Consider the following 24,945-nt stretch of genomic DNA (forward strand, 5'->3'; position numbering starts at 1 on the left):
CGAGCACTGTAAGCGGACGGCACGGCAAGCGTTCCGTCACGCTGGACGGTGACCGTGAGCGCCTTCGGTGTCCGTCGCCCGGCTGCGGGCCTTGCCCGCCGAGGAGCGGGAGTACGAGACCGTCGCAGGCGACGTGGACGAGGACGGTGAGCGGCGGACGAGCGCGGTCAGGGAAGGTCCTCCGCGGAAGCACCACAGGGCGATGACCGGATCGCAGATGGCGCATCCCAGGGACGAGTCGTGGGAGAACGGCAGGATCGGATTGCCCTTGAGATGGTGGGCCATGTCCCATGCGGTGTGGAGCAGCCAGCCGATGCCGATGAAGGTCCAGGACTCCAGGCCGCGGTAGGCAACGTAGGCCATGAGCGCGACGAACGGGAGCTCCCACGGGCCGAATCCGCCCCCGCTCAGATATGCGGCGCCGGCTCCGCCCACCATGATCGCGTTGAAGCGGCGTCGGTGCGGTTCTTTGATCAGGGACATCAGCAGGCAGTAGAGGATGCCGACGATCACCGGTGACACAAGGTTCATGAGGGCCTGACTTCTTCCGGCTGGGCGCGGGCCGTCCGACGTCGAGCCGCCCGCGTGCGGCACCTCGTAGGGGTTGTGACGCCGGGCGGTTCGAAGCCATCGAACAGGACGACCTGGATGCGCATGGATGGTCTTTCGGGGGTCGATCTCCATCGGAGGCTCCGAAGTCAACCGGCTGTTGTCGTGATCGCCCAGTGGCACGAGTGACGGATTTCAACGGGATAGTGCCAAGAGCTTCCAGAGGGCTCAGAACTGCAATGGCATAGAGCTGCCCGAGTTTCGGTCCGGATCCGTCGAGCTGATGGGGAGGTAGGTTCCGGCCATGCACACCGTTGCTGTTCTCGCGCTGGATCAGGTGATCCCGTTCGATCTGTCCACCCCGATCGAGGTCTTCTCCCGGACCCGCCTGCCCGACGGGCGGCCCGGCTACCAGGTCCGGGTGTGCGCCGAGCACGACGAGATCGACGCCGGAGCGTTCACCCTGCGCGCCCCTTGCGGTCTGGAGGGCCTCCAGGACGTGGACACGATCATCGTGCCGGGTGTCACCGATCCCACCGCACCGCTCCCTCCGGCCGTGCGCGACGCACTGCGGTCGGCCGCTGCCGACGGCACGCGCATCGCCTCCATCTGCGCAGGCACCTTTCCCCTGGCCGCCACCGGGCTCCTCGACGGGCTGCGCGTCACGACCCACTGGCGTGCGGCCGGGCTTCTGGCCGCGGCCCACCCGGACATCGACGTCGACCCGAACGTCCTCTACGTCGACAACGACCAGTTCCTCACCTCGGCCGGCGCTGCCGCGGGTATGGACCTGTGCCTGCACATGATCCGCCGTGACTACGGCTCGGCCGTCGCCGCCGACGCCGCCCGTCTGTCGGTGATGCCTCTGGAACGGGAGGGCGGGCAGGCGCAGTTCATCGTCCACGACCACGCCCCCACGCCGCAGGGCTCCGAGCTGGAGGCGCTGCTCGCCTGGCTACGGGAGAACCTGGCCCGCGACCTCACCCTCGCGGACATCGCCGAGCGGGCCGGGACCAGCACCCGGACCCTGATCCGGCGCTTCCGCGATCAAACCGGCACCACCCCGGTTCAATGGCTGCACCGAGCCCGCGTCCGCCAGGCACAGCACCTCCTCGAAACCACGGAGCACTCCGTCGAACGCATCGGCAGCCAGGTCGGCTTCGGCTCACCCACCACCTTCCGCGACCGCTTCAAACGCACCACCGGCGTCAGCCCGCAGGCCTACCGACGCTCGTTCAGCTGAACCAGCGACTCGGAGCCTCCGTCGATCCGGCCATGTCGCATCGGACAGGTCCGCCCGGACGGTCTTGCCGCTGGGCGGGTAGGGGACGCAGTCCCAGCGGTCGGTGAGGGCGGTGACGAGGGTCAGGCCGCGTCCGGTGGTGCTGAGTGGGTCGACTTCCGTGGCCGCGGGGAGGGTTAGCGGGCGGAGGTCGCCGCGGGCGTCGCTGACCTCGATACGGAGGCGGCCGGCCGCCGGGTTGAGGACGAGCGTGAGCCGGAAGCAGCGGCCCGGCACGCGCCCGTGGAGTACGGCGTTGGCGGCCAGCTCCGCGACGACGAGTTCGGCATGCTCCGTGAGGTCGTGGGAAGCGCCCCGGGAGCGCAGCTCGGTCACCGTGAGGAGCCGGGCGAGACGGGCGCCGCGCCGCGTGGACGACAGCAGCTGGGTGAAGGTGCCGACGGGGGCGCCCACTTGGGGTGTTGCGTGGTTCATGGCGCCAGAGTGGCGGCCGGACACGGGCGGGGGCGAGCGTCACGCCCCGTACGCGGGGTGACCGTACGGAAGCGGAGGGCCGCACCCCGGAGTGGGGTGCGGCGGGGTGTGCGCCCTCGGTGTCAGTTGGCTGAGGACCTGGGGGCCGTCAGGCCTTGGCTGGGGACTGCGGTCTGCTCCGGGCTCTGGGCGGGGACGCGGTTCGTGGAGGAGGGGGTGGCGAAGATCTCGTCGAGGGTGGTGGCGTCGATGGCGCGGTCGAACCAGAGGTCCAGGAGCGGCATGTCCGTGCAGGTGGTGACCCGCTGTCGGGTCTCCCCCGTCAGCGAGAAGCCGCGGCGCTCCATCAGGCGCAGCAGCTGCTCGGCCTTTCCGGCCACGCGTCCTTCCTCGCGTCCTTCTTCCTGCCCTGCGAGACGGGCGTCGCCCACGATGGTGCCTCGCCTGGGGGTGAAGAGGGTTTCCATCAGGTTCCTCCAGAATTTCCGGGCGTGTTCGCTGCCCAAGCCGTCCTCGATCAGTCCCGCCATGTCGTCCCGCTCTTCGCGGTCCGTGTCCTGGGCCAACGCCTCGCCCATGACCGTCAGTATGCCCTCGATGTCCGGGTCGTTGCTGTGGATCCACAGGCAGAATGCGGCGAAGTCCAGGTCGGCCGAGGCGTCCTCGATCCGGCTTACCCGCGGAACGTTCGCCGGGCCCAGCACGTGCGGCCAGGTCGCCTGGGTCGGACGCCCCAGACCGGTGTGCAGAGGTCTGGCCGCCCACGCCGCTGTCGCCGTGTCCACGCACAGGACCAGCAGGACGACGTCGAGTTTGTACCGGTCACGCAAGTACGCGATGTAGTACGGCCAGGAGGTCTCCTTCTTGGTCTCGATGCCGGTCTGCGCCTCGACCAGAAGGATGAACGGATCGCGCCCGTCGGGAGGGACCACCCGCAGCACGGAGTCCATCTGCCGGGTGAACATCTTCGGGGCGACGGACGCGTCCGTCGGGAGGGTCTCGGTGGTGACACCGGGCGGGATTCCGAGGTCCAGGAGCTCCAGCGCACGGTTCAGCGCTTTCGGACGTCCCGGCAGGAAGCCGTGCAGGGTGTCGTGACTGACGTTGGGCATGAGGTGAAACTATGCGCGAAACAAGAACATTCGTTGGCTTTTGAGGTGTGATCACCCCTTTGGTGGTGGAGGCCTCCGCGGTTGACGCCGAGGCATGGGTCATGGCGGGTGCGGGTTTGCTTTACGCGCACGGGCAGGCCAGTTCGGGTGTCGTGCGGTTGGGGGAGCACGTCAGCACGGCGAGGGAAAGGTACGCGGGGCGTTCGAGGTAGTGGCCGTACGAGACGTCGCCGCCTGCATGCAGGCGTTCGGCGGCGGAGTCCACCAGCCGGGCCAGGCGCGCGGTGTCCCGGTCGTGTTCCGCGGCGAACCGCGGGGCGTACTCGGCCAGGCGCTCGCCCAGCCAGGCCGCCGCCTCCTTCGCCTCCTCCCAGGTGCCCCGTACCACCGAGCGGGGCTTGATCAGCCAGTACGCCGTCTCCAGGGGCGGGAGGTCCGATGTGCGGAACTCAGCGGCCACCAGGCGGTAGCGCTCGATCAGTTCCGGCCTGCTCCCGGCCGGGGGCGGGTCCGGGTGCGGGGGCCGCCGCAGGGCCTCGTCGTCGAAGCGCGCCTTCGGGCCGGTCCAGAGGTAGGCGTGATGGTGCACGTGCTGCTCCGGGAGTGCGGAGCGCCGGCCGGATGCGGGGAGGAACCCGGTCCGGCCGGCGACAGGGGGAGGGAGGAGGGGCAAAAAGCTCGGAGGGGGCGTGCCGCCTGGGTGTTTCCGCAGGTGAGCGGTGGACTCGGACGGCTTGTCCCGGATCTCCGTCACCTCAGAGTGGCGGTCGGACGGGGGCGGGGGCGAGTGTGGCGCCCCGTACGCTGGGTCAGCGTACGGACACGAAGAGTAGACGGTACGTCTGATGATCCGTCAGGCTGGGGGTGGACGCGGGCGGCGTGAGAGACGGCCGTCGCGGTGCCGTGCGGAGGCGAGGAAAGGGGCGGCGATGGACGTGGTCGGGGTCGAAAGGGAGGTGGCCGGGAGCGCCGGCGGTGCGCGGGCGGTTCCGGCGGGGGAGTGGGAGCGGGAGCCGCATCCGTCGGACAGTCTGCGGACGTTCGGGGCGTTCGTTCAGGCACTGCGGGAACACGCGGGGCTCAGCCGAGCCGAGCTGGCCGCCCTTGTCCAGTACTCCAAGCACACGGTCGAGTCGGTGGAGTTGGGGCGCCGGATGCCGGACGAGGCGTTCGTGGAGCGGGCAGAGGACGCCCTTGGTGATACCGGTGCGCTGCGGAAGGCCGCACGGCACCTGACGCGGGGGGAGGCGGGGCTGGCGGCGTGGTTCCGGCGGTGGGCTCGGCTGGAGCGGGAGGCGGTGAGCCTGTGTACGTATGAGTGTCGGCTGGTGCCGGGGTTGTTGCAGTCGGAGGGTTATGCGCGGGCCCTCTTCGAGAACCGCATTCCGTTGCTGACGGATGAGCAGTTGGAGGCTCAGGTCGAGGCCAGGATGGGGCGGCAGCGGATGCTGTACGAGCGTCCGACAGTTCCCTTCCACTTCATCGTCGAGGAGGCGGTCCTGCGACGGAGGCTGGGCGGCGGTGAGGTACGGCGCGAGCAACTGGACTACGTTCTGGAGCACACATCGCCTCGCAACGTGACGTTGCAGATCATGCCGCTGGAAGCCGAGTACCACTCGTGCATGGACGGGCCTGTGCGCCTGCTGGAGACCCCAGAGGGACGTCGGCTCGCCTACTCGGAGGGCCAGGAAAGCGGGCGGCTGATTGGCGACTCGAAAGAGGTGAGAGTTCTCCAACAGCGCTATGACACACTGCGGTCGCAGGCCCTGCACCCCAAAGACTCCCGGGCCTTGCTGGAGCGACTGCGAGGAGAGGCATGAGCGCGACGGAACTCGCCTGGTTCAAGTCAAGCTATAGCGGTAGCTCGGGCGACGACTGCGTGGAGGTTGCCGTCACAGAGCACGTCATCCACGTACGGGACTCAAAGGACGTGACCCGCCCGGCCTTCGCCGTCGGCTGCGAGGGCTGGGGCCAGTTCGTACGGTTCGCGTCGGAGCGCTGAGCGAATTCGAGGGCGCGCCGCCCGCTGGAGTGGCGGGCGGCACGCCAGGACGGGTGCTCACTCGCCCAGCGTGGCGACCGCCTCCTCGTAACCCCCGGTGGGCGGTGCGGTGTCGGGGCCGTATACCAGGTACACGACGCCCGTGGTGAACGTCTTCGACGACAGCAGCTTCAGCGGGATCGACGGCTCGCCCTCGTCGAACAGCCGCATGCCCTTACGTACGGCGATGGGGTGGACGAGCAGATGCAGTTCGTCGAGGAGGCCCGCGGCCAGCAGTTGCCGGACGACGGAGACCGAACCGCTCAGCGAGATGTCCCCGCCTGGCTCACTCTTCAGTGCGGCGGCGACCTCGGCGACGTCCCCCTGCGCCTGCTCGGAGTTCCGCCACCCCAGGTCGAGCTGCCGGTGCGAGAACACGATCTTCCGCATGTCGCCGAGCTGCTTGGCGAAGCCCGCGTCCTCGCCGCCGGCCGCCTCCCGCTCGGGCCAGGCGCCGGCGAAGCTCTCGTAGGTCTTACGGCCGAAGAGCATGACCTCCGTGTTGTTCAGGCTCGCGCCGACGGCGGCCCCCATCTCGTCGTTGAAGTACGGGAAGTGCCACTGATCGGGCGCCTCGACGACGCCGTCGAGCGAGATGAACAGGCTGGCGGTGATCTTGCGTGACATGGTGTCCTCCGGATTCGGGTGCGTATACCGGATAAGACCGTGCCACCCGCCGGAAGTCATCGGCGCGCGGCACGCGGACGGCTCATACCGTGTCCAGCTCCCGGCGGCGCCGGTACGCCGCCCGGCGAGGATCCGTGACACTGCCCAGCCAGCCCAGCAGGAATCCGGCCGGCACTGTCACCACGCCCGGGATCGTGATGTCCCAGATCCTGAAGTCGTGCCCCGGAGAGATGGACCCGGGTACGCCGGACACGTACGGCGACAACGCCCCCACAGGCACCACAGGGCACCGCGGGCGGTGAACCCGGGCCAGTACAGGGCGTACAGGAGTACGGGCGCGAGGGCGGCGCCGCAGATGGCGAGCCAGAGCGTCGAGACGACCACCAGGTTCCAGTCCGCGGTGACGACCGCCACCACCGCGGCAACCACTCCCGTCAGCGCCGCCGACCACGGTGACGCGGCACCGTCCGCCGTGCCGGACGCCCGCAGCACGCCCCGCCGCAGGGTGATCCCGGCGGCGAGGGTCACATCGACCACGGCCGCGAGCGCGGTGAGGAAGAGGACGCAGGCCAGGGCCGCGACGAGGACGCCTCCGCTGTCGAGCGCCCGCCCGAGCATCAGCGGCGTGAACACCTGGGCCGCCGGGCCCGCCTCGCGCAGCGCCTCGCCGCCGACGAGGGAGGCCGCGCCGACACCGACGACGGCGAGCGCGCCGTACAGCAGGGTGAGTTCGCGGAGCATCCAACGGCCGACGCTGACGGCACCGGATCGCACGAGGAGATCGTGCTGGTCCTCGGCGAGTTGACCGCCAACGCCGTACGGCAGGCACGGTCATGGCCCCGGCCGGGACTTCCACCTGCTCCTGCACGTGTGCGCACCCACGCGTACGGCCAGGATCGAGGTCACCGCACCCGCACCGAACGCACGCCGCCCGACCCAGCGGAGCTGCGGGCCCCCGGGTGCGGAGGAAACCGGCCGCCGAAGGGTGCTCTTCGTCGCGGGGCTCGCCACCCACTGGGGCTGGTGCCTCCGGTTCGACGGTCCGGCATGACGGTGTGAGCGGAGTGCGTCTGCACGACTCCCACGTGAGTTCGTGAACGGGGTGGAAGAATGTGCCGAGATGACCTCCGCCGACTACACCCCCTTCGCCCACCTCACCACCCCCAACGCCCCCCTCTACCGCCAGGTGGTGCGCGCCTTCCTCGCCGCCAAGGAGCGGTTCGCGGTGCATCTACGGCCGGAGGACGTGTACGCGGCGCTGGACGCGGGGAGTCGGCCCGCCGACGCAGAGGCGGTGACGCAGGCGCTGGACAAGCTCGTGGAGTGGGGCAACCTGCGGGCCGACCCCGATCACGCGCGCGTGACGGCGGTCGAGGACTTCTACCGCAGGCGGTTCATCTACCAGCTCACCCGGGCCGGTGAGGCGGCCGAGGCGGCGCTGGGGACGTACGACGAGGTGCTGGGGCGGCGCGGCGAGCTCCAGGCGGTCGCGCTGCACGACATCGTCACACAGCTTCGGGCGCTCCTGGTGATCGCCGCGGAGGACGAACCCGACCCGGCCAAGACCTACGTCGCCCTGTCCGTGCTGACGGCGCGGTTCACCGACCTCGCCGACAACGCCCGCGCCTTCATGGGTTCGCTCCAGCGCACCATCGACCTGCACGACATCGAGGTCGAGGCGTTCCTCGCCTACAAGGACCGGCTGATCCAGTACCTGGAGCGGTTCATCCAGGACCTCATCACCCTCGGCGGGCGGATCGCCCTGCTCATCGGGGAGCTGGAGGAGCCGGAGCGGGTCGGTCCGCTGCTGCGGCTCGCCGCCGCCCGTGAGGCCGCCGACGCCGCTCCCGAGGACGCCGAGCGGGCGGAGGCGGTGGCGTACGAGCGGTGGGCCGCCCGGTGGTCCGGGCTCTCCGAGTGGTTCGTGTCGGGAGAGGGGCGGGAGTCACAGGCCAGACTGCTGCGCGGGCGGGCGCTCGGCTCGATCCCGCAGCTTCTGGGCGTCGTACGGCAGCTCAACGAGCGGCGGGCCGGGCGCTCGGACCGCTCCGCCGACTTCCGCACCCTCGCGCGCTGGTTCGCCGAGGCCCCGGACGACGAGGCGCGGCACCGGCTCTGGCGCGTGGCGTTCGGGCTGCATTCCTCCCGGCACCTGACCGTCGACGCCGACACCCTCGCCGAACGGACGGCCGCCCCGGAGCCGGCCTCTACCTCGTGGAGCGAGGCGCGACCGCTCAGGATCAGCCCCCAGTTGCGCCGCACCGGCAGTTATGAGAGGCGCGGCAAGCCGCGCCGGGTGGCCGACCGGGGAGAGGCGAAGCGCCGGCTTGCCGAGATCGCGGCCCGGCAGACGGAGGAGACCAGGCGGGCGCGGGACCGTCTCGTGACGGACGGACCGGTGCGCCTGTCCCGGCTCGGAGGACTCGACCCCCATGCATTCCAGCTGTTCCTGCGGCTGCTCGGCGACGCGCTCGCCACCTGGCGGCCGGGCACCATCACCACGGTCGCCACCAGCGGGGACGGATCGATGGAGATTCGGCTGACCGCCCTCGACGACGGTTCGACAGCAGAAGTGCGCACTCCCGACGGTGTGTTCAGCGGCCCCGACCACCTGATCGACATCGTCGACCTCACGGCGGGACAGGGTGACCGTGCATCGCCATCGGCGCCCGTTTCCCTCCCCGCCCCGCGACGGGACACCGCCCCCCAACTCATGGAGGACCGATGAGTGGTCCCCTGGCCGAGGTCCTCGACGGCCAGCGGCAGGCCGACCTCCAGAAGGCCGCACGCGTTCTGCTGAAAGAGCCGCTGCTCACCGCCGACGGACCGTACGCGGACGAGTTCAAGCTGGTGCGCCGGCACACCGCCGAGCTGCGGGAGTGGTTCGAACGCAACGTCGGCTGGGCGCTGCGCACGGACGCCGACGCCGCACGGCTGCGCAAGACGCCGGGCACCCTCACCAACGCCACACACCCGGCGCGCGAGGCCACCCGCAGCGCCCTCCCCTTCACGCGTCGTCGCTACGTCCTGCTCTGCCTGGCCCTGGCCGCGCTGGAACGGGGCGAGTCGCAGGTGGCGCTGGGCCGCCTCGCCGAGCAGGTCGTCCTGGCCGCCGCCGATCCTGAACTCGCGGCCGCCGGGATCAGGTTCACTATGGAACGGCGCGACGAGCGCCTCGACCTCGCGGCCGTCGTCCGCCTCCTGCTGCGGCTCGGCGTGCTGCGGCGGGTCGCCGGCGACGAGGACGCCTACGTCAGCGGATCGGGGGACGTGCTGTACGACGTGCGGCGGCGCGTGCTGGCCGGGATGCCCGCGTCCTTGCGAGGTCCCTCCATGGTCGAGGCCGAGGGCTTCGAGGAGCGCCTGACGGAGATGACGGCGCGGACCGCGCTCGACAGCGACGAGCTCAGATTCCGGGCGATCCGCTGGAAGCTGACCCGCGTCCTCCTGGACGACCCGGTGCTCTACTACGACGACCTCGCCGACGACGAACTTGCCTACCTCACCCGGCAGCGCGGCTTCATCACGGCGCGCATCAACGAACTGACCGGACTTGTTCCGGAGATCCGGGCCGAGGGCATCGCCATGGTCGACCCCTTGGACGACCTCACGGACGTGCGCATGCCGGAGCAGGGTACCCACGGCCACATCACCCTGCTCCTCGCGGGGCACCTGACACGGGCGGCCGGGCCCGTCGCACCGGCGGAACTGGCCGACCGTGTGCGAGAACTGGTCGCGGAGCACGGCACGTTCTGGTCCAAGTCGGCGCGAGAGCCGGGAGCGGAACCCGAACTGGTGGAGAAGGCGCTGACCAGGCTGGTGGCGCTGGGACTCGCCGAACGCACGGAGCGGGGCGTCGTCCCGCGGCCGGCCCTCGCCCGGTACGCGGTCGGCGAACCCGTCGTCAGGGAACCCGGACGGGCCCGCCGCCCGGCCGTGAACGTGCAGGACGAAAGGTGAACCGCCCCGTGACCGCGCTCCCCGCCCCCGTGCTGCCCACTCCCGCGCCCGGCCGGTGGCGGCCCCTGCGCATCGGACTCGTCGATCTCTTCCACTACGACGTCGAGGAGTTCTGGTTCCGCGACGGCCGGCTGCTGTTGCGCGGCAACAACGGCACCGGCAAGTCGAAGGTGCTGGCCCTCACCCTGCCGTTCCTCCTGGACGGCGACCTCTCCGCCCGCCGCGTCGAACCCGACGGCGACCCCGGCAAGCGCATGGAGTGGAACCTCCTGCTGGGTGGCGCGCATCCGCACCCCGAACGGCTCGGTTACACCTGGATCGAGTTCGGACGACGTGACGCCGGCACGGGTGAGGCGCACTTCCGCACGCTGCTGTGCGGACTCAAGGCGGTCGCCGGACGCGGCATCGCCCGTCACTGGTTCGCGGTCACCGACCAGCGCGTCGGTGCCGGCCTCGATCTGCTGGACCCGACCCGGACCGCCCTGTCCCGGGACCGGCTCGCCGAGGCCGTCGGCGCCCACGGCATGGTGTACGACACGGCGAAGGCCTACCGCAGGGCCGTCGACGAAGCCCTGTTCGGGCTGGGGGAGCGGCGCTACGGCGCCCTCGTCGACCTCCTGATCCAGCTGCGCCAGCCCCAGCTGTCCAAGCGCCCCAGCGAGGCCGCCCTTTCCCGGGCACTGACCGAGGCGCTGCCGCCGATGGACCAGGCGGTCGTCGCCGACGCGGCGGAGGCGTTCCGGTCGCTGGACGAGGAGAAGGAGGAACTACGGGCGGCCCGCGAGGCCGAGCAGGCGTCCTCGGCGTTCCTCGACCACTACCGCCGCTACGCCCGCCTCGCCTCCCGGCGCCGCGCCCGCCTGCCCCGCCGCGAACACGCCCGGTACGAGAACCTGCAACGGGAACTGGCCAGGGCACAGGCGGACCGGGACCGGGCCTCGGCGGAACGCGAGGAGGCCGCCGCGAGGGGCACCGCCCTCGACGAGCGGGCCGCACGACTGGCCGCCCAGGACGCCACGCTGCGGTCGCGGCCCGAGATGCGCGACGCCCGCGCGCTCGACCGGGCGGCGGACGACGCCTCCCGCACGGCCGCAGACCTGAAGCGGGCCGAGGCGGACCGGCGTACGGCGGCCGAGGCACATACCCGGGCCCTTGGCCGGCTCGCCACCGCGGACAACCGGCTCACCGCGGCCCGGGAGGCGCTGGACGGGATCCGGGACCGTGTGGCCGACAGCGCGGTGGCCGCCCGGCTCGAGCTCCCCAGGACGGAGGGAGCCCCCGACGCGGTTCTGCGCCGGGAGGCGGACGAGGCGACCGCGCGCAGGCAGCGCGCCGTCGAGCACGTGGCGGAGCTCGTCACGCGGGCCGAGCAGGCCGAGGAGCGGCACCGTGCCGTTCGGCTGCGCGTCGACGAGGCCGACGAGGAGGTCGTGCACGGGGAGGAGCGACTGGTCGAAGCGGAGGAGCACGTCGCCCGGGAAGGGCGGGCGCTGGTCACGGCCGTACGAGAGCGTCTTTCCGGGTGTGTGGAGCTGCGGGTGCCCGGGCTCCCCGGGATCCTGGACGCCGTACAGGACTGGTCGAGCTCTCTGGACGGCCCGATGCCGGCCCGTACGGCGGCGAGCGAGGCGTATCGCGCCGCCGCCTCCCTCCTGGCCGACCGGGCGGCCGGACTGGCCCACCAAGAGGCGGCGACGGCGGAGCGGCAGCAACGGGCGGAGGAGGAACTGACCGCCCTGGAAGCGGGCGGGGAGCGCGGCCCCGCAGCTCCTCCCACGCGCACACCCGGCGTGCGGGACCGGGGCCCCGGCGCCCCGCTGTGGCGGCTGGTCGACTTCCACCCGCACGTCACCGGGGCCGACCGGGCGGGACTGGAAGCCGCGCTGCAGGCGTCCGGGCTCCTCGACGCCTGGGTGCGGCCGGACGGCTCCGCGGTCGCGGCGGACGGACACGACGTACTGCTCGACCCGGTCGGGCTGCTCGGCGGGACCGGCCTCGACCGCGCGCTGTGCCCGGCCGTCGACCCCGCGGACGCGGGGGCCGCCGCCGTGGGGGAGGAGACGGTCGCGCGCCTGCTCGCCTCGATCGGGCTGGTCGCGGGCGATGGCGACGGGGCCGGCAAGGCCTCCGGGGAGGCCGGGGGGCACGACACCTGGGTCTGCGCGGACGGGCGCTTCCGCGTCGGGGCGCTCACCGGGAGCTGGGCGAAGGACAGCGCCCAGTACCTGGGGGAAGGAGCACGCGAACAGGCTCGCCGCGTCCGCATCGGGGAACTGCGTGCCGAAATCGACGACCTGACGGCGGAGCGGGAACGACTCGCCGAGGAGTCCCGCGTCATGATCCGGCGCCGAGCCGTGCTGGACGCCGAACTCGCCGCACTGCCCGGCGACGACGACCTGCGGCACGCACACGCACGCGTCACCGCCGCGACCGAAGCGGTCCGTCGCGCCCGGGCCCGGCGGGAGGAGAGGGCCGCGGAACTGGCTCCGGCCGCGGAGCGCGCCGCACGCGCGGCGGCCGAACTCGCCGACACCGCAGAGGCCTTGAACCTCCCCGCCGACCCCACGGAACTTGGCGCCGTGCGCCAGGCGCTCGCCGACCACACCGCCCTCCTGGCGGCCCTGTGGCCGGCACTGCGCGAACGCGCGGAGGCCGAGCGCGCAGTGGCCGGTGAGCAGGAGGAGACCGGCCGGGCTGAACTCCTCGTGTCAGAACTCGCGGCCCGCGCCACGGACGCGGCTCGGTCGAGCGCGGCGGCGGACGAACACCTCAGGACGCTCCGCTCCACCGTCGGAGCGGCCGTCGCCGAACTCCAGAGGCAACTGGAGGAGACGGCGGAGGCTGCCCGGGTCTGCGAGCACGAGCAGCGGCAGACCCGCGAGGAATACGGCGACGCCGACCGGCGGGCCAGCCGCGCCGAGGGGCGCATCGAACGGCTCGCCGAGGACGTCAGCGAGGCGACCGCCGCGCGGGAGGAAGCGGTCGCGGCGCTCCAGCGGTTCGCCGCAACGGGGCTGCTCGCCGTCGCACTGCCCGACATCGATGTACCGGACGTCGGCGGAGGGACGTGGGCGGCCACCCCCGCCGTCGCTCTCGCGCGAGCAGTGGAGTCCCGACTCTCTGCGATCGACGACACCGACGCGGCGTGGGAGCGCCTGCAGAAGCGGCTGAGCGAGGAGTTCGGAAAGCTCCAGGACGCGCTGTCGCGGCACGGGCACACCGCCACCGCCCGCCCGAGCGAGGACGGCATGCGAGTCGACATCGTCTATCAGGGCCGGGAACGGGCCGTGCCCGAACTCGCGGAGGCGCTCGCCGTGGAGGTCGCCGAACTGACCCGCATCCTGTCAGCACGCGAGCGCGAGATCCTCCAGACCCATCTGATCACCGAGGTCGCCGGGACGCTCCAGGAACTGATCGGGGCGGCCGAACGGCAGGTGGCCGCCATGAACAGGGAGCTGGAGGAGCGCCCGACCTCCACGGGCATGAAGCTGCGGCTGGTGTGGAAAGCGTCCCGCCGGGCTCCGCAGGGGCTGGCTCAGGCCCGCGAACGGCTGCGTCAGTCGGCCGACGCGTGGTCGCCCGAGGACCGGGCCGCAGTCGGCGCGTTCCTCCAAGAGCAGATCGCCCATCGGCAGGCCGACGACAGTGCCGGCAGCTGGCTGGAGGATCTCACCGCCGCCCTCGACTACCGGTCCTGGCACGAGTTCGGCGTCGAACGCCACCAGCACGGCAAGTGGGTGCCGGCCACTGGTCCGGCCTCGGGCGGGGAGCGGGTGCTGGCCGCGTCCGTGCCCCTGTTCGCGGCCGCGTCCTCGCATTACGCGAGCGCGGGCGGAGCGCACGCCCCGCGCCTGGTCACCCTGGACGAGGCGTTCGCCGGCGTCGACGACGACTCACGCGCCAAGTGCCTCGGTTTGCTGCGCGCCTTCGACCTCGACGTCGTCATGACCAGTGAACGTGAATGGGCCTGCTACCCCCAGGTGCCAGGTATCGCCATCGTCCAGCTCTCCCGCGTCGACGACATCGACGCCGTACTGGTGACACGGTGGGAATGGGACGGCAGTGAACGGCGGCGCGGCACGGAGCCCGGTGCCCGGCCGGACGCGTTCGCGGCGGCTGCCGGTGCCGGACACTCCGGCGAGTGGTCCGACGGGCCTGTGCGTCCATCCCGTGAGCCAGGGCGGACCGCCGTGGTCGACAGTGCCGGCGGACAGGCGGCCCCGTGGAGGTGAACCATGCGGCGACCCCGCCTGACCGCGACGGAGGCCGGGCGGCGTCCGGACGCACGACACCGCCGGACGCAGCCGCGGACACAGTGCCGATGGGGCCCGCACCGGCAGAAGCCCGGACCGAAGTCGACACCGAGCGCCTCGCACGCCTGCTCGGGGATCCCGGCCTCACCTGGTTCGTGGACCGCGTGCGGCAACGGATGGCACGCGGCCGGCCTCTCACCGGCACCGTCACCTTGACCAACCCCGAGGAATCCCAACGTCGTGCCGCGGAACGCCTCCTGGGACGGGCACCGCGAGCCCGCGGCTCCCTCGGCATTCGCCTCGACACCGTGGATGAGATCCTGCGTCGCTCCGGTGTCAGCCCGGGCGGACTGGCGGCGGCCGTCGTCGCTCTCGCCGGTCCGGTCGTACTCCATGCCGAGAAGCGGAACAGAGAGGAACGGGCCTGGGAGGAGGCGTACACCCCGCTCGACACCCTCGACCCGGAGCTGGCCCACTGGGCCGAACGGATCCGCGGTGACGGTCTTGTACGACGCCTCGCCCGGACACCGGAGGCGGCGGCCCTCTTGGTGGAGGGCGCCGTGCGCGCGTTGCGTGCACTGCCCGCGTCACCCCCGATGTCGCGGGCGGCGTTCGCGGCACGAAACCTCTCGGGCGCCCATGCCCTGGACGAGGGGACGCCGCTCGCCACTCTTGTCCTGTCGGGCATCCGTTGCCTCACCGGCTTCCCCGACGGCTCCGGGGCGCAGTGGCGGCGGGCGGCGTGGACCTCGGCAGGCCTGCTCATGGACGACCTGTCATCGACTGTCCTCACCCTCAACCTGCGCGGTACCCCAGCCCTCGACTGGATGGCCGACGCGGGGGAGCCGGCGGTGCTGACGCTCCGCTCACTCACCGGCTGCCGCGCACCCGTTGCCTCCACTCCCCTGACGGGCACCGTTCACATCTGCGAGAACCCCGCGGTACTGTCCGCCGCCGCCGACACCCTCGGCCGGGCGTGCCCGCCGATGGTGTGCCTTCAGGGGCAACCGTCGGCTGCCGCGCTCACGTTGCTGCGCGACCAGTCTTCGCGGGGAGTCCGCCTTCTCTATCACGGCGATTTCGACTGGGGCGGGGTGCGCATCGCCACAGCACTGGCACGCAGCGTCCCCTGGCGGCCGTGGCGCTACACGGCGGCGGAATACCGAGCAGCAGTGACCGCAATGGCCGAAGCCCAGGACTTGACGGGCCCGCCCGCCGCAACCCCCTGGGACCCGGCTCTGGCCGTCGCTCTGGCCGAGTGCGGTGTCCGGGTCGAGGAGGAAACGGTGCTGAACGACTTGCTCACGGACCTCGGCACGGGGGCCCGCTGAGGCGTATCTCGGGGCCGCGGCGGGCGCAAAGTACCACGAGTACCGACTCACTCCCTCGCCGTGCGCATCTTTCCGACGATGCGTCGTGTGGAGTGTGTGTGGCTCGAAAGCCTTCACGCCCGGCCCCAGAGTCCCAGAAAGTCCGGGATGCGCCTGCACACCCCCTGGAGGGGCGTGGCGGTGGTTTCTGTGAAAACGCTAGATGTCCCGGAAGAGACCAGCCAGCTTTGTGACCTGCGGTGATGGGTGGTAAGGGGGCGCTGACCTGCGGGAATGATCTTTCGATTGATTCACGCTCTTGCCCTATTGATGCAGCCGAAAGTCCCAGAAAAGTCCCAGGAGACTCCCAGCGCCAGCGGGTGATCTTTCCGCCTCGTATGGGCCGCGCGGACGCGTGCACTCCGGTCTTGCGACGGGCGTGATCGTTCGTTGAGTCGTGCATGACGGATCTGGTGGAGCGGTTGGTGCCGGACGAGTTGTGGACGCTGTTTCGGCGGGTGGTCCCGCCGACGGAGGGCAGCCCCTCGTGCTCGTGTCGCCGCTCAGCCGCGCCCGGCCGGCCCGCAGGAACGCGGCCCGCTCCTACACCACGACTCCCGGGGAGCTTCAGTCGAAGCACCCGGTCTTCGCCCCGTCCGTCTCGGAGCCGACCTCGACGTGGAATCCGGAGCCCGAGTCGAACTCCGGCCCGGCGTCGTAGTCGTACTCGATCTTCAGTTGGCGGGCGGTCGTGAACCGCACGGTCAGCATCAATGCGTGGCCGTCCCCGCCCTTGGTGAAGCACAGTCCGGCTACCGTGTCGGCGACGTCCGGGTCCGCGGGGTCGGACTGCAGGCGCCAGCCACCCGCTTTGGCGGTGGTGCGGTAGAAGTCGACGACCTTCTGCCGGGAACCGGGGAAGGCGTAGGTCCGCTCGGCGTACAACCAGGCGTCACCGCTGTCGTCGACGCATTCCGTGTCCACCGAGGCGAGGTCCTTCGGGACGGTAGCGCCGGGTGGGACGGAGGTCAGTATGGGCTGCGCACTCAGTTCCTTCACCCGTGCTTCGGTCCCCTCGCAGGTGTTGAAAGGGGTCAGGGAGGAACAGCCGGTCAGGCCCACGGTCATGAGAGCGGTGGCCAGCAGCAGTGTGGTGGGCAGTGCGGTCGAACGTGCTGGGCGCATCGGCGAACGCAGCGGCATGAGGGTCTCCCGGAGGGCGTGGGTGCGGGCTCGAAGGGCTGGTGCGGGGGTGGGCAGCCGGTCCGGAGGGAAGCCGCGACGGGCTCGGGCCGGACGGTGTTGAGGAGGCGACGGGCGCCGGAGGTGATGCGCGGGTGCCGGGGCAGGTCAGCGGACACAAGGGTCGCATGACCGCTGTGGGATCACCTCGCCAGGTATCCCCGGTTGTAGAGCCAGTTCCCGACTGTGTACAGGTACTGCAACAGGCGGCCACGGCTGTTGCAGTAGACCATCTGCCTGCGGTTCCAGCTGCTGCCGACGAAGGCGCGTGCCTGCCGGTTGTTGTACTGGTCCTTGCGGGAGTCGCGGCTGTGGTCGCCGTACTCGTGGGCGTCGCCGAGCCGCTTGGCGGCAGCCGCGCCGAAGAAGAAGGTCAGTGCTGCCTGCCAGATGAAGTGACGGACGGCGTTGTTGCGTGACTTGCTGGTGCCGATGTTCCACAGCAGGATGCCCGACAGGTACGACGCGAAGACGCACCCGCTGTATCCCAGGCTCCAGCATGCCCTGCCCTCTGCACGCTTCTTCGCCGCTGAGCGACCGTCCAGGTCGAACTGGTTGACCGGGTCGGCATTGGCGTAGTCGTACGCGTTGGCGCTGCCACCCTGGACGGGGTCGGCGGACAGGAAACGGCCGGTGGCCGGGTCGTACAGGCGGGCGCCCATGAGCGACAGCCCGGTGACCGTCTCCGACGAACGCTGGTGCGCGCCGAGCCAGTTGTACCGGGTGGCCTGCTGGCCAGCCCGGGCGTTGCCGAACTCGTCGGTGTCCAGGACCGTCGGGGCGCAAGGTCAGGGACGTGCCGCTGCCGTCCAGCGTCGCCCGGGCCATCCGGCAGCACAATCGGTCGTCTCGCTGGCACGCTGGCTGGGGCACTCCGATCCCGGGTTCACGCTGCGGAAGTACTCCCACTTCCTGCCCGCGCTGGTGCACGAGGCAGCGCCGCCACCGACGCAATCTTCGCGTAACCGAGGCCGGTCGCCAGAGCCTGTGGACCATGGCTCGTAGACCGCCGCAGGCGCAAAGTCCCAGAGAAGTCCCAGAGATGCCGCCACACTCCTCCCTGTCCCGCTAAGTAGCAGGTCAGACGGGGTGCGGCGGCACTCGCACATCAGATGTCCCGGAAGATCTCGATCTGCGCCCCGATCGAGTTCAGCCGTTCCGCCAGGTCCTCGTACCCCCGGTTGATGACGTACACGTTGCGCAGCACCGACATGCCCTCCGCTGCCATCATCGCGAGCAGGACGACGACGGCCGGGCGCAGGGCCGGGGGGCACATCATCTCGGCGGCGCGCCAGCGGGTCGGGCCCTCGACCAGGACGCGGTGGGGGTCGAGGAGCTGGAGGCGGCCGCCGAGGCGGTTGAGGTCGGTCAGGTAGATGGCGCGGTTGTCGTAGACCCAGTCGTGGATCAGGGTCTTGCCCTGGGCCACCGCCGCGATCGCCGCGAAGAACGGGACGTTGTCGATGTTCAGGCCGGGGAACGGCATCGGGTGGATCTTGTCGATGGGCGCCTCGAGTTTGGAGGGGCGGACGGTGAGGTCCACAAGGCGCGTGCGGCCGTTGTCGGCGAAGTACTCCGGGGTGCGGTCGTGGTCGAGGCCCATCTCCTCGAGGACCGCCAGCTCGATCTCCAGGAACTCGATGGGGACCCGGCGGACCGTCAGCTGCGACTCCGTCACCACGGCCGCGGCCACCAGGCTCATCGCCTCGACCGGGTCCTCGGAGGGGGAGTAGTCGACGTCGACGTCGATGGCGGGCACGCCGTGCACGGTGAGCGTGGTGGTGCCGATGCCGTCGACCTTGACGCCCAGCGCCTCCAGGAAGAAGCACAGGTCCTGGACCATGTAGTTCGAGGAGGCGTTGCGGATGACGGTGATGCCGTCGTGGCGCGCGGCGGCGAGCAGCGCGTTCTCGGTGACGGTGTCCCCGCGCTCGGTCAGCACGATCGGACGGTCGGGGGCGACGGCGCGGTCGACCACCGCGTGGTACTGACCCTCGGTCGCGGCGATCTCCAGGCCGAAGCGGCGCAGCGCGATCATGTGCGGCTCGACGGTGCGCGTGCCGAGGTCGCAGCCGCCGGCGTACGGCAGCATGAAGCGGTCCATGCGGTGCAGCAGCGGGCCGAGGAACATGATGATGGAGCGGGTGCGGCGGGCCGCGTCCGCGTCGATGGCCGCGAGGTTCAGCTCGGCCGGGGGCACGATCTCGAGGTCGACGCCGTCGTTGATCCAGCGGGTGCGCACTCCGATGGAGTTGAGCACCTCGAGGAGGCGGTACACCTCCTCGATGCGGGCGACGCGGCGCAGCACCGTGCGCCCGCTGTTGAGCAGCGAGGCGCACAGGAGTGCCACGCACGCGTTCTTGCTCGTCTTGACGTCGATGGAGCCGGAGAGCCTGCGGCCGCCCACCACCCGCAGATGCATCGGGCCCGCGTAGCCGAGAGAGACGATCTCGCTGTCCAGCGCCTCGCCGATGCGGGCGATCATCTCAAGGCTGATGTTCTGGTTGCCGCGCTCGATGCGGTTGACGGCGCTCTGGCTGGTACCGAGCGCCTCGGCGAGCTGTGTCTGCGTCCAGCCGCGGTGTTGCCGGGCGTCACGGATGAGCTTGCCGATGCGTACGAGGTAGTCGTCTGCCATGAGGTTGAGGCTATCTCAGATATGAGATGGCACCTCTTGGGGGGTCCATTCGGGTGACATGACGTCAATGTCCCCTGGTCCGACGGCTACGCGTGGTCCGGCGCCATCCGAAAGGTCCGGGCAAATCCATCGATGTCGTACGACGTCCTGTACTGCTGCGGGTGTGGCGAGGGCCGTTCCTGCCCCCGGTGGTGATGGACCACGACCGCTTGTTGATGTTCAGCCGCACCCCCGGAAGGATCCGAAAACTTTTGCGAAACGTGAGCGGCATCCCTGGGCCTCCCTGTCGGTTGTACCTGAAACTGACTTCGTCTCAGTCGGTTACCCCGCTTCGGCGTCCTGATGGCATCCGCGGCGGTATGGCGGGAGGGTGGGGAGGGGAAGGAGGGCGCGCCGGAGCCCGGGCATGACCATCCGGGCCCGGTGTACTAGAGTTATCTCGACATCGAGATATCTGCCGAGGCGCACCGCAGCCGCCACCCTGGTGAGGGTTACCTAACTTAGCCTTACCTTAGCGGATCGGCCAGGGCGGCGTGGCGGCAGGATGCGGTGGTAACGCGCACATCAATGAAGGAGACTGTCGTGTCGGCGAACAGCTTCGACGCCCGCAGCACGCTGCAGGTGGGCGACGAGTCGTACGAGATCTTCCGGCTGGACAAGGTCGAGGGCTCCGCGCGCCTTCCCTACAGCCTGAAGGTGCTGCTGGAGAACCTGCTCCGCACCGAGGACGGCGCCAACATCACCGCCGACCACATCCGTGCCCTGGGCGGCTGGGACTCCCAGGCGCGGCCGTCGCAGGAGATCCAGTTCACGCCGGCCCGCGTGATCATGCAGGACTTCACCGGCGTGCCCTGTGTCGTCGACCTCGCCACCATGCGTGAGGCCGTGAAGGAGCTCGGCGGCGACGCGGCGAAGATCAACCCGCTGGCGCCGGCCGAGCTGGTGATCGACCACTCCGTCATCGCCGACAAGTTCGGCACCAACGACGCGTTCAAGCAGAACGTCGACCTGGAGTACGGCCGCAACAGGGAGCGCTACCAGTTCCTGCGCTGGGGCCAGACCGCGTTCGACGAGTTCAAGGTCGTCCCGCCCGGCACCGGCATCGTCCACCAGGTGAACATCGAGCACCTGGCCCGCGTCGTCATGACCCGTGACGGCAAGGCCTACCCCGACACCCTGGTCGGCACCGACTCGCACACCACGATGGTCAACGGTCTCGGCGTCCTCGGCTGGGGCGTCGGCGGCATCGAGGCCGAGGCCGCCATGCTCGGCCAGCCGGTCTCCATGCTGATCCCGCGCGTCGTCGGCTTCAAGCTCACCGGTGAGCTCAAGCCCGGCACCACCGCCACCGACCTGGTGCTCACCATCACCGAGATGCTGCGCAAGCACGGCGTCGTCGGCAAGTTCGTCGAGTTCTACGGCGAGGGCGTCGCCGCCACCTCCCTGGCCAACCGCGCCACCATCGGCAACATGTCGCCGGAGTTCGGCTCCACCGCCGCGATCTTCCCGATCGACGACGAGACCCTCAGCTACCTCCGCCTGACCGGCCGCTCCGAGCAGCAGGTCGCGCTGGTCGAGGCGTACGCCAAGGAGCAGGGCCTCTGGCTGGACCCGAAGGCCGAGCCGGACTTCTCCGAGAAGCTCGAGCTGGACCTGTCCACGGTCGTCCCCTCGATCGCCGGCCCCAAGCGCCCGCAGGACCGCATCGTCCTCGCCGACGCCAAGTCGCAGTTCGGGCAGGACGTCCGCGCCTACGTCAAGGACGGCGGCGACGTCGACGAGGCGATCCTGGAGTCCTTCCCGGCCTCCGACGCCCCGGCGGTCTCCAACGGCGTCCCGTCCAACCCGGTCGAGGTGACCGCCCCCGACGGCACCACCTACACCCTGGACCACGGCGCGGTGACGGTCGCGGCCATCACCTCCTGCACCAACACCTCCAACCCCTACGTCATGGTCGCCGCCGCGCTGGTGGCCAAGAAGGCGGTGGAGAAGGGCCTGACCCGCAAGCCGTGGGTCAAGACCACCCTCGCCCCGGGCTCCAAGGTCGTCACCGACTACTTCGAGAAGGCGGGCCTCACGCCGTACCTCGACAAGGTCGGTTTCAACCTCGTCGGCTACGGCTGCACCACCTGCATCGGCAACTCCGGCCCGCTGCCGGAGGAGGTCTCGAAGGCCGTCAACGAGCACGACCTCGCGGTCACCTCGGTGCTTTCCGGCAACCGCAACTTCGAGGGCCGGATCAACCCGGACGTCAAGATGAACTACCTGGCGTCCCCGCCGCTGGTCGTCGCCTACGCGATCGCCGGTTCCATGAAGGTGGACATCACCAGCGAGGCCCTCGGCTACGACCAGGACAACAACCCGGTCTTCCTGAAGGACATCTGGCCCTCCGAGGCCGAGGTCAACGACGTCGTGGCCAACGCCATCGGCGAGGACATGTTCTCCAAGTCCTACTCCGACGTCTTCGCCGGTGACGCCCAGTGGCAGGCGCTGCCCATCCCGACCGGCGACACCTTCGAGTGGGACCCCGAGTCCACCTACGTCCGCAAGCCCCCCTACTTCGAGGGCATGCGGATGGAGCCGGCCCCGGTCGAGGACATCACCGGCGCCCGCGTGCTGGCCAAGCTGGGCGACTCGGTCACCACCGACCACATCTCCCCGGCCGGCGCCATCAAGGCCGACACCCCGGCCGGCAAGTACCTCATGGAGCACGGCATCGAGCGCCGCGACTTCAACAGCTACGGCTCGCGCCGCGGCAACCACGAGGTCATGATCCGCGGTACGTTCGCCAACATCCGCCTGCGCAACCAGGTCGCGCCGGGCACCGAGGGCGGCTACACGCGTGACTTCACGCAGGAGGGCGCCCCGGTCTCCTTCATCTACGACGCCGCGCAGAACTACCAGGCCGCCGGCATCCCGCTGGTCGTCCTGGCCGGCAAGGAGTACGGCTCCGGCTCCTCCCGCGACTGGGCCGCCAAGGGCACCGCGCTCCTCGGCGTCAAGGCCGTCATCGCCGAGTCCTACGAGCGCATCCACCGCTCCAACCTCATCGGCATGGGCGTCCTGCCGCTGCAGTTCCCGCACGGCCACACCGCCGGGTCCCTCGGCCTGACCGGCGAGGAGACCTTCTCCGTCTCCGGCGTCACCGCGCTCAACGAGGGCACCACCCCGAGCACGGTCAAGGTCACCACCGACACGGGCGTCGAGTTCGACGCGGTCGTCCGCATCGACACCCCCGGTGAGGCCGACTACTACCGCAACGGCGGCATCCTGCAGTACGTGCTGCGCAGCCTGATCCGCAAGTAGGCGCAGAAGCACGACAGTTGAGGGCCGCATCCCCGCCAAGGGGGTGCGGCCCCCGTCGTCGCCCCCGTTGTACGCTGAAGTCTCACCGGATGACGGGGGTGGCGGTGGGCCGCACGGAGCGCTTGCACCTTGTCCTGACCGGCGGTCAGGACAGCGATCAGGAAGAACTAGACGAACTGACCCTCCAGTTGCGCGAGCGGCTGCTCGAACTGGACGTCGACGACGTCGAACCGAGCCGCTCCGGGGCCGTCCCCGCCGGCGCCAAACCGGTCGACGCGATCGCCGTCGGCGCGCTCGCCGTGACCGTGGCACCCATCGCGTTGCGCTCGGTGCTCGACCTGGTGCGGACCTGGATCGAGACCCGCCCGGTGCGCACGGTCAGCATCACCCTGGGCGAGGACAGCCTGGACCTGGAGGCCGTCTCCTCCGCCGACCAGCAGCGGCTCATCGAGGCCTTCCTGGCCGCGCGCGCCCCCGCACCCGAGGACGGCACGCGACGTCCGGATGCCGCACCCGGCCCGGCGGACTGAGGCGACGGCCGTGTCCGGGCGCCGCTTCGCCCTGCTCGTAGCCACGGGCCGGTACGAGAACCCGTCGCTGGCCCGCCTGCGCTCGCCCTCCCGGGACGCCGACGGGCTGGAACAGGTGCTCCGGGACCCGCGGATCGGCGACTTCGACGTACGCACGCTCGTCGACGGGCCCCACCACGAAGTGACCCGCGCCATCGAGGACTTCTTCCTCGACCGCCGCAGGGACGACCTGCTCCTGCTGCACCTGTCGTGCCACGGCCTGAAGGACGACAACGGTGAACTGCACTTCGCCGCCGCCGACACCGACCGCAGACTGCTCGCGTCCACGTCCGTGTCCGCGGCGTTCCTGCACACCCAGATGCGCCGCTGCCGGGCGCGGTCCATCGTCCTGCTCCTCGACTGCTGTTACAGCGGCGCCTTCCTGCCCGGCGGCAAGGGCGACACCACCGTGCACATCCAGGACGAACTCGCCGGACACGGCCGGGTGGTGATCACCGCGACCAACCGGACCGAGTACGCCTGGGAGGGGGAGCGGCTCAGCGAACTGGACCCGGAGCCCTCCCGGTTCACCGGAGCCGTCATCGAGGGGCTGCGCACGGGAGAGGCCGACCGGAACGCGGACGGCCTGATCGGCGTGGACGAGCTGTACGACTACGTGTACGAGCGGTTGCAGGCGGGCCGCGTCGCCCAGCGCCCCCAGATGTGGGTCCAGTTGGAGCACCGGGTCGTGGTGGCGCGGTCGGTCCTGCGGTCCCGCCCGCCGGACCGTGGGGACGACGAGGCAGCGACGCCACACCCGCTCCCGCCGGGCCGGGAGTCGGCGCACGTCCCACCCCGCACGGAGGGACCGCCGGGCCGGCGCCCCCGGGCGGCACTGGGCCAGATGGTGTCGCTCACCGAGGCGATGTGCGGGTTGCCGTGCATGGAGGACGCGCGCAGCCGCGCGCTCTTCGCCACGGTGCTGGGAGACCACCTGGGCCGCCGGGTGGATGTGCGCGGCGTCCGGCTGAGGATGGACGCGGTCACGCTGGTCCGTGCCGCCCAGCAGGTCCCCGGGGGGCTGCACGTCCTGCTCCTGGTGATCGAGGTCTTCGAGGGGCGGGCGGTCGCCATGGACGTGCGGGGGCGGCTGGAGCGGGACGACGCGGCACGGCTCGCTCTGAGTCACAGTCCGTCCCCGGACGGGGCGTACGAGCCTCCTTCCGGGGCCGAACTCGGCGGCCTCGGCCGCCTTCTGGGCCTGCGCACCCTGGTGCGGCTCACCGAGGCGATGTGTGAACTGTCGTGCATGGAGGACGGGCCGAACCGCATGCAGTTCGCGGCCGCGCTGGGACAGCAGCTGGGCCGCCCGGTCGATGTCCGGGGCGTACGTCTGCGTGAGGACGTGGTGAGCATCCTGCGGCCGGTCCTCGCCGTGGAGGGAGGGGAGCGCACGCTGATGGAGGTCGTCCGCGTCTTCGAGGGGGACCGGGAGGCAGACGAGCTCGGCCGGCGCGCGCTCGCCACCGACTGACCACCCGGGGGCCGTTTACAACGGCGGCACACGGCGCTACCGTCCCCCCACGGGCGTGGTGGGAGCGCTCCCATAACCCGGTGGACCGGAACCCGCCGACGGAAACGCTGCCACCTCGCCCGACCCGCACGCCCGTGCCCGATCAGT

The 24,945-nt window shown here is 70.9% G+C and carries 20 protein-coding genes; 10 read left to right on the forward strand and 10 right to left on the reverse strand.

Annotated elements, in window-relative coordinates:
* Positions 1–36: 36 nt before the first annotated feature.
* On the reverse strand, positions 37–531 hold the full coding sequence (locus AB0L56_RS15325; protein ID WP_365423332.1) for a DUF6010 family protein: 495 nt from the start codon (positions 529–531) through the stop codon (positions 37–39).
* A 322-nt stretch (positions 532–853) separates the two neighbouring features.
* Here AB0L56_RS15325 and AB0L56_RS15330 point away from each other — a divergent pair, with 322 nt between their 5' ends.
* Positions 854–1,792, forward strand: a complete 939-nt coding sequence (locus AB0L56_RS15330; protein WP_365423335.1) for a helix-turn-helix domain-containing protein — start codon at positions 854–856, stop codon at positions 1,790–1,792.
* On the opposite strand, the gene AB0L56_RS15335 is transcribed toward AB0L56_RS15330, so the two are convergent.
* The 3 genes from AB0L56_RS15335 to AB0L56_RS15345 all read right to left on the reverse strand — a co-directional run bounded on the left by AB0L56_RS15335 (position 1,715) and on the right by AB0L56_RS15345 (position 3,967).
* Positions 1,715–2,266 carry an ATP-binding protein gene (locus AB0L56_RS15335; protein ID WP_365423337.1) on the reverse strand — a complete coding sequence of 184 codons (552 nt, stop codon included), beginning with the start codon at positions 2,264–2,266 and terminating at the stop codon, positions 1,715–1,717. The genes AB0L56_RS15330 and AB0L56_RS15335 overlap by 78 nt on opposite strands.
* Before the next feature lie 122 nt (positions 2,267–2,388).
* Entirely contained in the window at positions 2,389–3,378 is a 990-nt protein-coding gene (locus AB0L56_RS15340; protein WP_365423340.1) for a hypothetical protein, read from the reverse strand.
* A gap of 121 nt (positions 3,379–3,499) precedes the next feature.
* On the reverse strand, positions 3,500–3,967 hold the full coding sequence (locus AB0L56_RS15345; protein WP_365423342.1) for a hypothetical protein: 468 nt from the start codon (positions 3,965–3,967) through the stop codon (positions 3,500–3,502).
* Positions 3,968–4,307: 340 nt separating this feature from the next.
* Between AB0L56_RS15345 and AB0L56_RS15350 the strand changes: the two genes are divergently transcribed.
* Both AB0L56_RS15350 and AB0L56_RS15355 read left to right on the forward strand, forming a co-directional pair.
* A complete protein-coding gene (locus tag AB0L56_RS15350) occupies positions 4,308–5,198 on the forward strand; it encodes a helix-turn-helix transcriptional regulator (protein ID WP_365423345.1) in 891 nt (296 codons plus the stop codon).
* Positions 5,195–5,380 (forward strand): DUF397 domain-containing protein, encoded by a 186-nt coding sequence (locus tag AB0L56_RS15355; protein WP_365423348.1) that lies wholly within the window; start codon positions 5,195–5,197, stop codon positions 5,378–5,380. Before AB0L56_RS15350 ends, AB0L56_RS15355 begins: the two co-directional genes overlap by 4 nt.
* Before the next feature lie 57 nt (positions 5,381–5,437).
* Here AB0L56_RS15355 and AB0L56_RS15360 read toward each other — a convergent pair whose 3' ends face one another.
* Positions 5,438–6,046: a dihydrofolate reductase family protein gene (locus AB0L56_RS15360; RefSeq protein WP_365423351.1), complete on the reverse strand. Its 609-nt coding sequence runs from the start codon at positions 6,044–6,046 to the stop codon at positions 5,438–5,440.
* A gap of 177 nt (positions 6,047–6,223) precedes the next feature.
* Entirely contained in the window at positions 6,224–6,820 is a 597-nt protein-coding gene (locus AB0L56_RS15365; RefSeq protein WP_365423354.1) for a hypothetical protein, read from the reverse strand.
* Between the two features lie 346 nt (positions 6,821–7,166).
* Here AB0L56_RS15365 and AB0L56_RS15370 point away from each other — a divergent pair, with 346 nt between their 5' ends.
* The 4 genes from AB0L56_RS15370 to AB0L56_RS15385 all read left to right on the forward strand — a co-directional run bounded on the left by AB0L56_RS15370 (position 7,167) and on the right by AB0L56_RS15385 (position 15,590).
* Complete coding sequence (locus AB0L56_RS15370) at positions 7,167–8,774, forward strand: TIGR02677 family protein (protein ID WP_365423357.1); 1,608 nt, start codon at positions 7,167–7,169, stop codon at positions 8,772–8,774.
* A complete protein-coding gene (locus tag AB0L56_RS15375) occupies positions 8,771–10,006 on the forward strand; it encodes a TIGR02678 family protein (protein WP_365423360.1) in 1,236 nt (411 codons plus the stop codon). The genes AB0L56_RS15370 and AB0L56_RS15375 overlap by 4 nt, the downstream gene beginning before the upstream one ends.
* A gap of 8 nt (positions 10,007–10,014) precedes the next feature.
* Positions 10,015–14,238, forward strand: coding sequence for a TIGR02680 family protein (locus tag AB0L56_RS15380; RefSeq protein ID WP_365423363.1), 4,224 nt, complete (start codon positions 10,015–10,017; stop codon positions 14,236–14,238).
* 89 nt (positions 14,239–14,327) lie between these two features.
* The gene (locus AB0L56_RS15385; protein WP_365423366.1) at positions 14,328–15,590 is read left to right on the forward strand and encodes a TIGR02679 family protein; all 1,263 of its coding nucleotides are present in this window, start codon (positions 14,328–14,330) and stop codon (positions 15,588–15,590) included.
* Between the two features lie 606 nt (positions 15,591–16,196).
* On the opposite strand, the gene AB0L56_RS15390 is transcribed toward AB0L56_RS15385, so the two are convergent.
* The 4 genes from AB0L56_RS15390 to AB0L56_RS15405 all read right to left on the reverse strand — a co-directional run bounded on the left by AB0L56_RS15390 (position 16,197) and on the right by AB0L56_RS15405 (position 19,720).
* Entirely contained in the window at positions 16,197–16,754 is a 558-nt protein-coding gene (locus tag AB0L56_RS15390) for a hypothetical protein (protein WP_365423369.1), read from the reverse strand.
* A 200-nt stretch (positions 16,755–16,954) separates the two neighbouring features.
* A complete protein-coding gene (locus AB0L56_RS15395; protein ID WP_365423763.1) occupies positions 16,955–17,581 on the reverse strand; it encodes an RHS repeat-associated core domain-containing protein in 627 nt (208 codons plus the stop codon).
* A gap of 338 nt (positions 17,582–17,919) precedes the next feature.
* On the reverse strand, positions 17,920–19,449 hold the full coding sequence (locus AB0L56_RS15400; RefSeq protein WP_365423372.1) for a UDP-N-acetylglucosamine 1-carboxyvinyltransferase: 1,530 nt from the start codon (positions 19,447–19,449) through the stop codon (positions 17,920–17,922).
* Between the two features lie 64 nt (positions 19,450–19,513).
* Positions 19,514–19,720 carry a DUF4236 domain-containing protein gene (locus tag AB0L56_RS15405; RefSeq protein WP_365423375.1) on the reverse strand — a complete coding sequence of 69 codons (207 nt, stop codon included), beginning with the start codon at positions 19,718–19,720 and terminating at the stop codon, positions 19,514–19,516.
* A gap of 311 nt (positions 19,721–20,031) precedes the next feature.
* On the opposite strand from AB0L56_RS15405, the gene acnA reads away from it, so the two are divergent.
* The 3 genes from acnA to AB0L56_RS15420 all read left to right on the forward strand — a co-directional run bounded on the left by acnA (position 20,032) and on the right by AB0L56_RS15420 (position 24,798).
* Positions 20,032–22,755, forward strand: a complete 2,724-nt coding sequence (gene acnA / locus AB0L56_RS15410) for an aconitate hydratase AcnA (protein ID WP_365423378.1) — start codon at positions 20,032–20,034, stop codon at positions 22,753–22,755.
* Positions 22,756–22,877: 122 nt separating this feature from the next.
* Positions 22,878–23,285, forward strand: coding sequence for a hypothetical protein (locus AB0L56_RS15415; RefSeq protein ID WP_365423381.1), 408 nt, complete (start codon positions 22,878–22,880; stop codon positions 23,283–23,285).
* Between the two features lie 10 nt (positions 23,286–23,295).
* The gene (locus AB0L56_RS15420) at positions 23,296–24,798 is read left to right on the forward strand and encodes a caspase family protein (RefSeq protein WP_365423384.1); all 1,503 of its coding nucleotides are present in this window, start codon (positions 23,296–23,298) and stop codon (positions 24,796–24,798) included.
* The last annotated feature ends 147 nt before the right edge of the window (positions 24,799–24,945 follow it).

It is taken from the genome of Streptomyces sp. NPDC052079 (assembly GCF_040680275.1).
Classification (GTDB): Bacteria; Actinomycetota; Actinomycetes; order Streptomycetales; family Streptomycetaceae; genus Streptomyces.

Coding starts and splice junctions, on each gene's coding strand:
- AB0L56_RS15335 (WP_365423337.1), bottom strand. CDS start 2,266: ATGAACCACGCAACACCCCAAGTGGGCGCCCCCGTCGGCACCTTCACC.
- AB0L56_RS15325 (WP_365423332.1), bottom strand. CDS start 531: ATGAACCTTGTGTCACCGGTGATCGTCGGCATCCTCTACTGCCTGCTG.
- AB0L56_RS15355 (WP_365423348.1), top strand. CDS start 5,195: ATGAGCGCGACGGAACTCGCCTGGTTCAAGTCAAGCTATAGCGGTAGC.
- AB0L56_RS15385 (WP_365423366.1), top strand. CDS start 14,328: ATGGGGCCCGCACCGGCAGAAGCCCGGACCGAAGTCGACACCGAGCGC.
- AB0L56_RS15330 (WP_365423335.1), top strand. CDS start 854: ATGCACACCGTTGCTGTTCTCGCGCTGGATCAGGTGATCCCGTTCGAT.
- AB0L56_RS15360 (WP_365423351.1), bottom strand. CDS start 6,046: ATGTCACGCAAGATCACCGCCAGCCTGTTCATCTCGCTCGACGGCGTC.
- AB0L56_RS15370 (WP_365423357.1), top strand. CDS start 7,167: ATGACCTCCGCCGACTACACCCCCTTCGCCCACCTCACCACCCCCAAC.
- AB0L56_RS15350 (WP_365423345.1), top strand. CDS start 4,308: ATGGACGTGGTCGGGGTCGAAAGGGAGGTGGCCGGGAGCGCCGGCGGT.
- AB0L56_RS15405 (WP_365423375.1), bottom strand. CDS start 19,720: ATGCCGCTCACGTTTCGCAAAAGTTTTCGGATCCTTCCGGGGGTGCGG.
- AB0L56_RS15375 (WP_365423360.1), top strand. CDS start 8,771: ATGAGTGGTCCCCTGGCCGAGGTCCTCGACGGCCAGCGGCAGGCCGAC.
- AB0L56_RS15340 (WP_365423340.1), bottom strand. CDS start 3,378: ATGCCCAACGTCAGTCACGACACCCTGCACGGCTTCCTGCCGGGACGT.
- AB0L56_RS15400 (WP_365423372.1), bottom strand. CDS start 19,449: ATGGCAGACGACTACCTCGTACGCATCGGCAAGCTCATCCGTGACGCC.
- AB0L56_RS15390 (WP_365423369.1), bottom strand. CDS start 16,754: ATGCGCCCAGCACGTTCGACCGCACTGCCCACCACACTGCTGCTGGCC.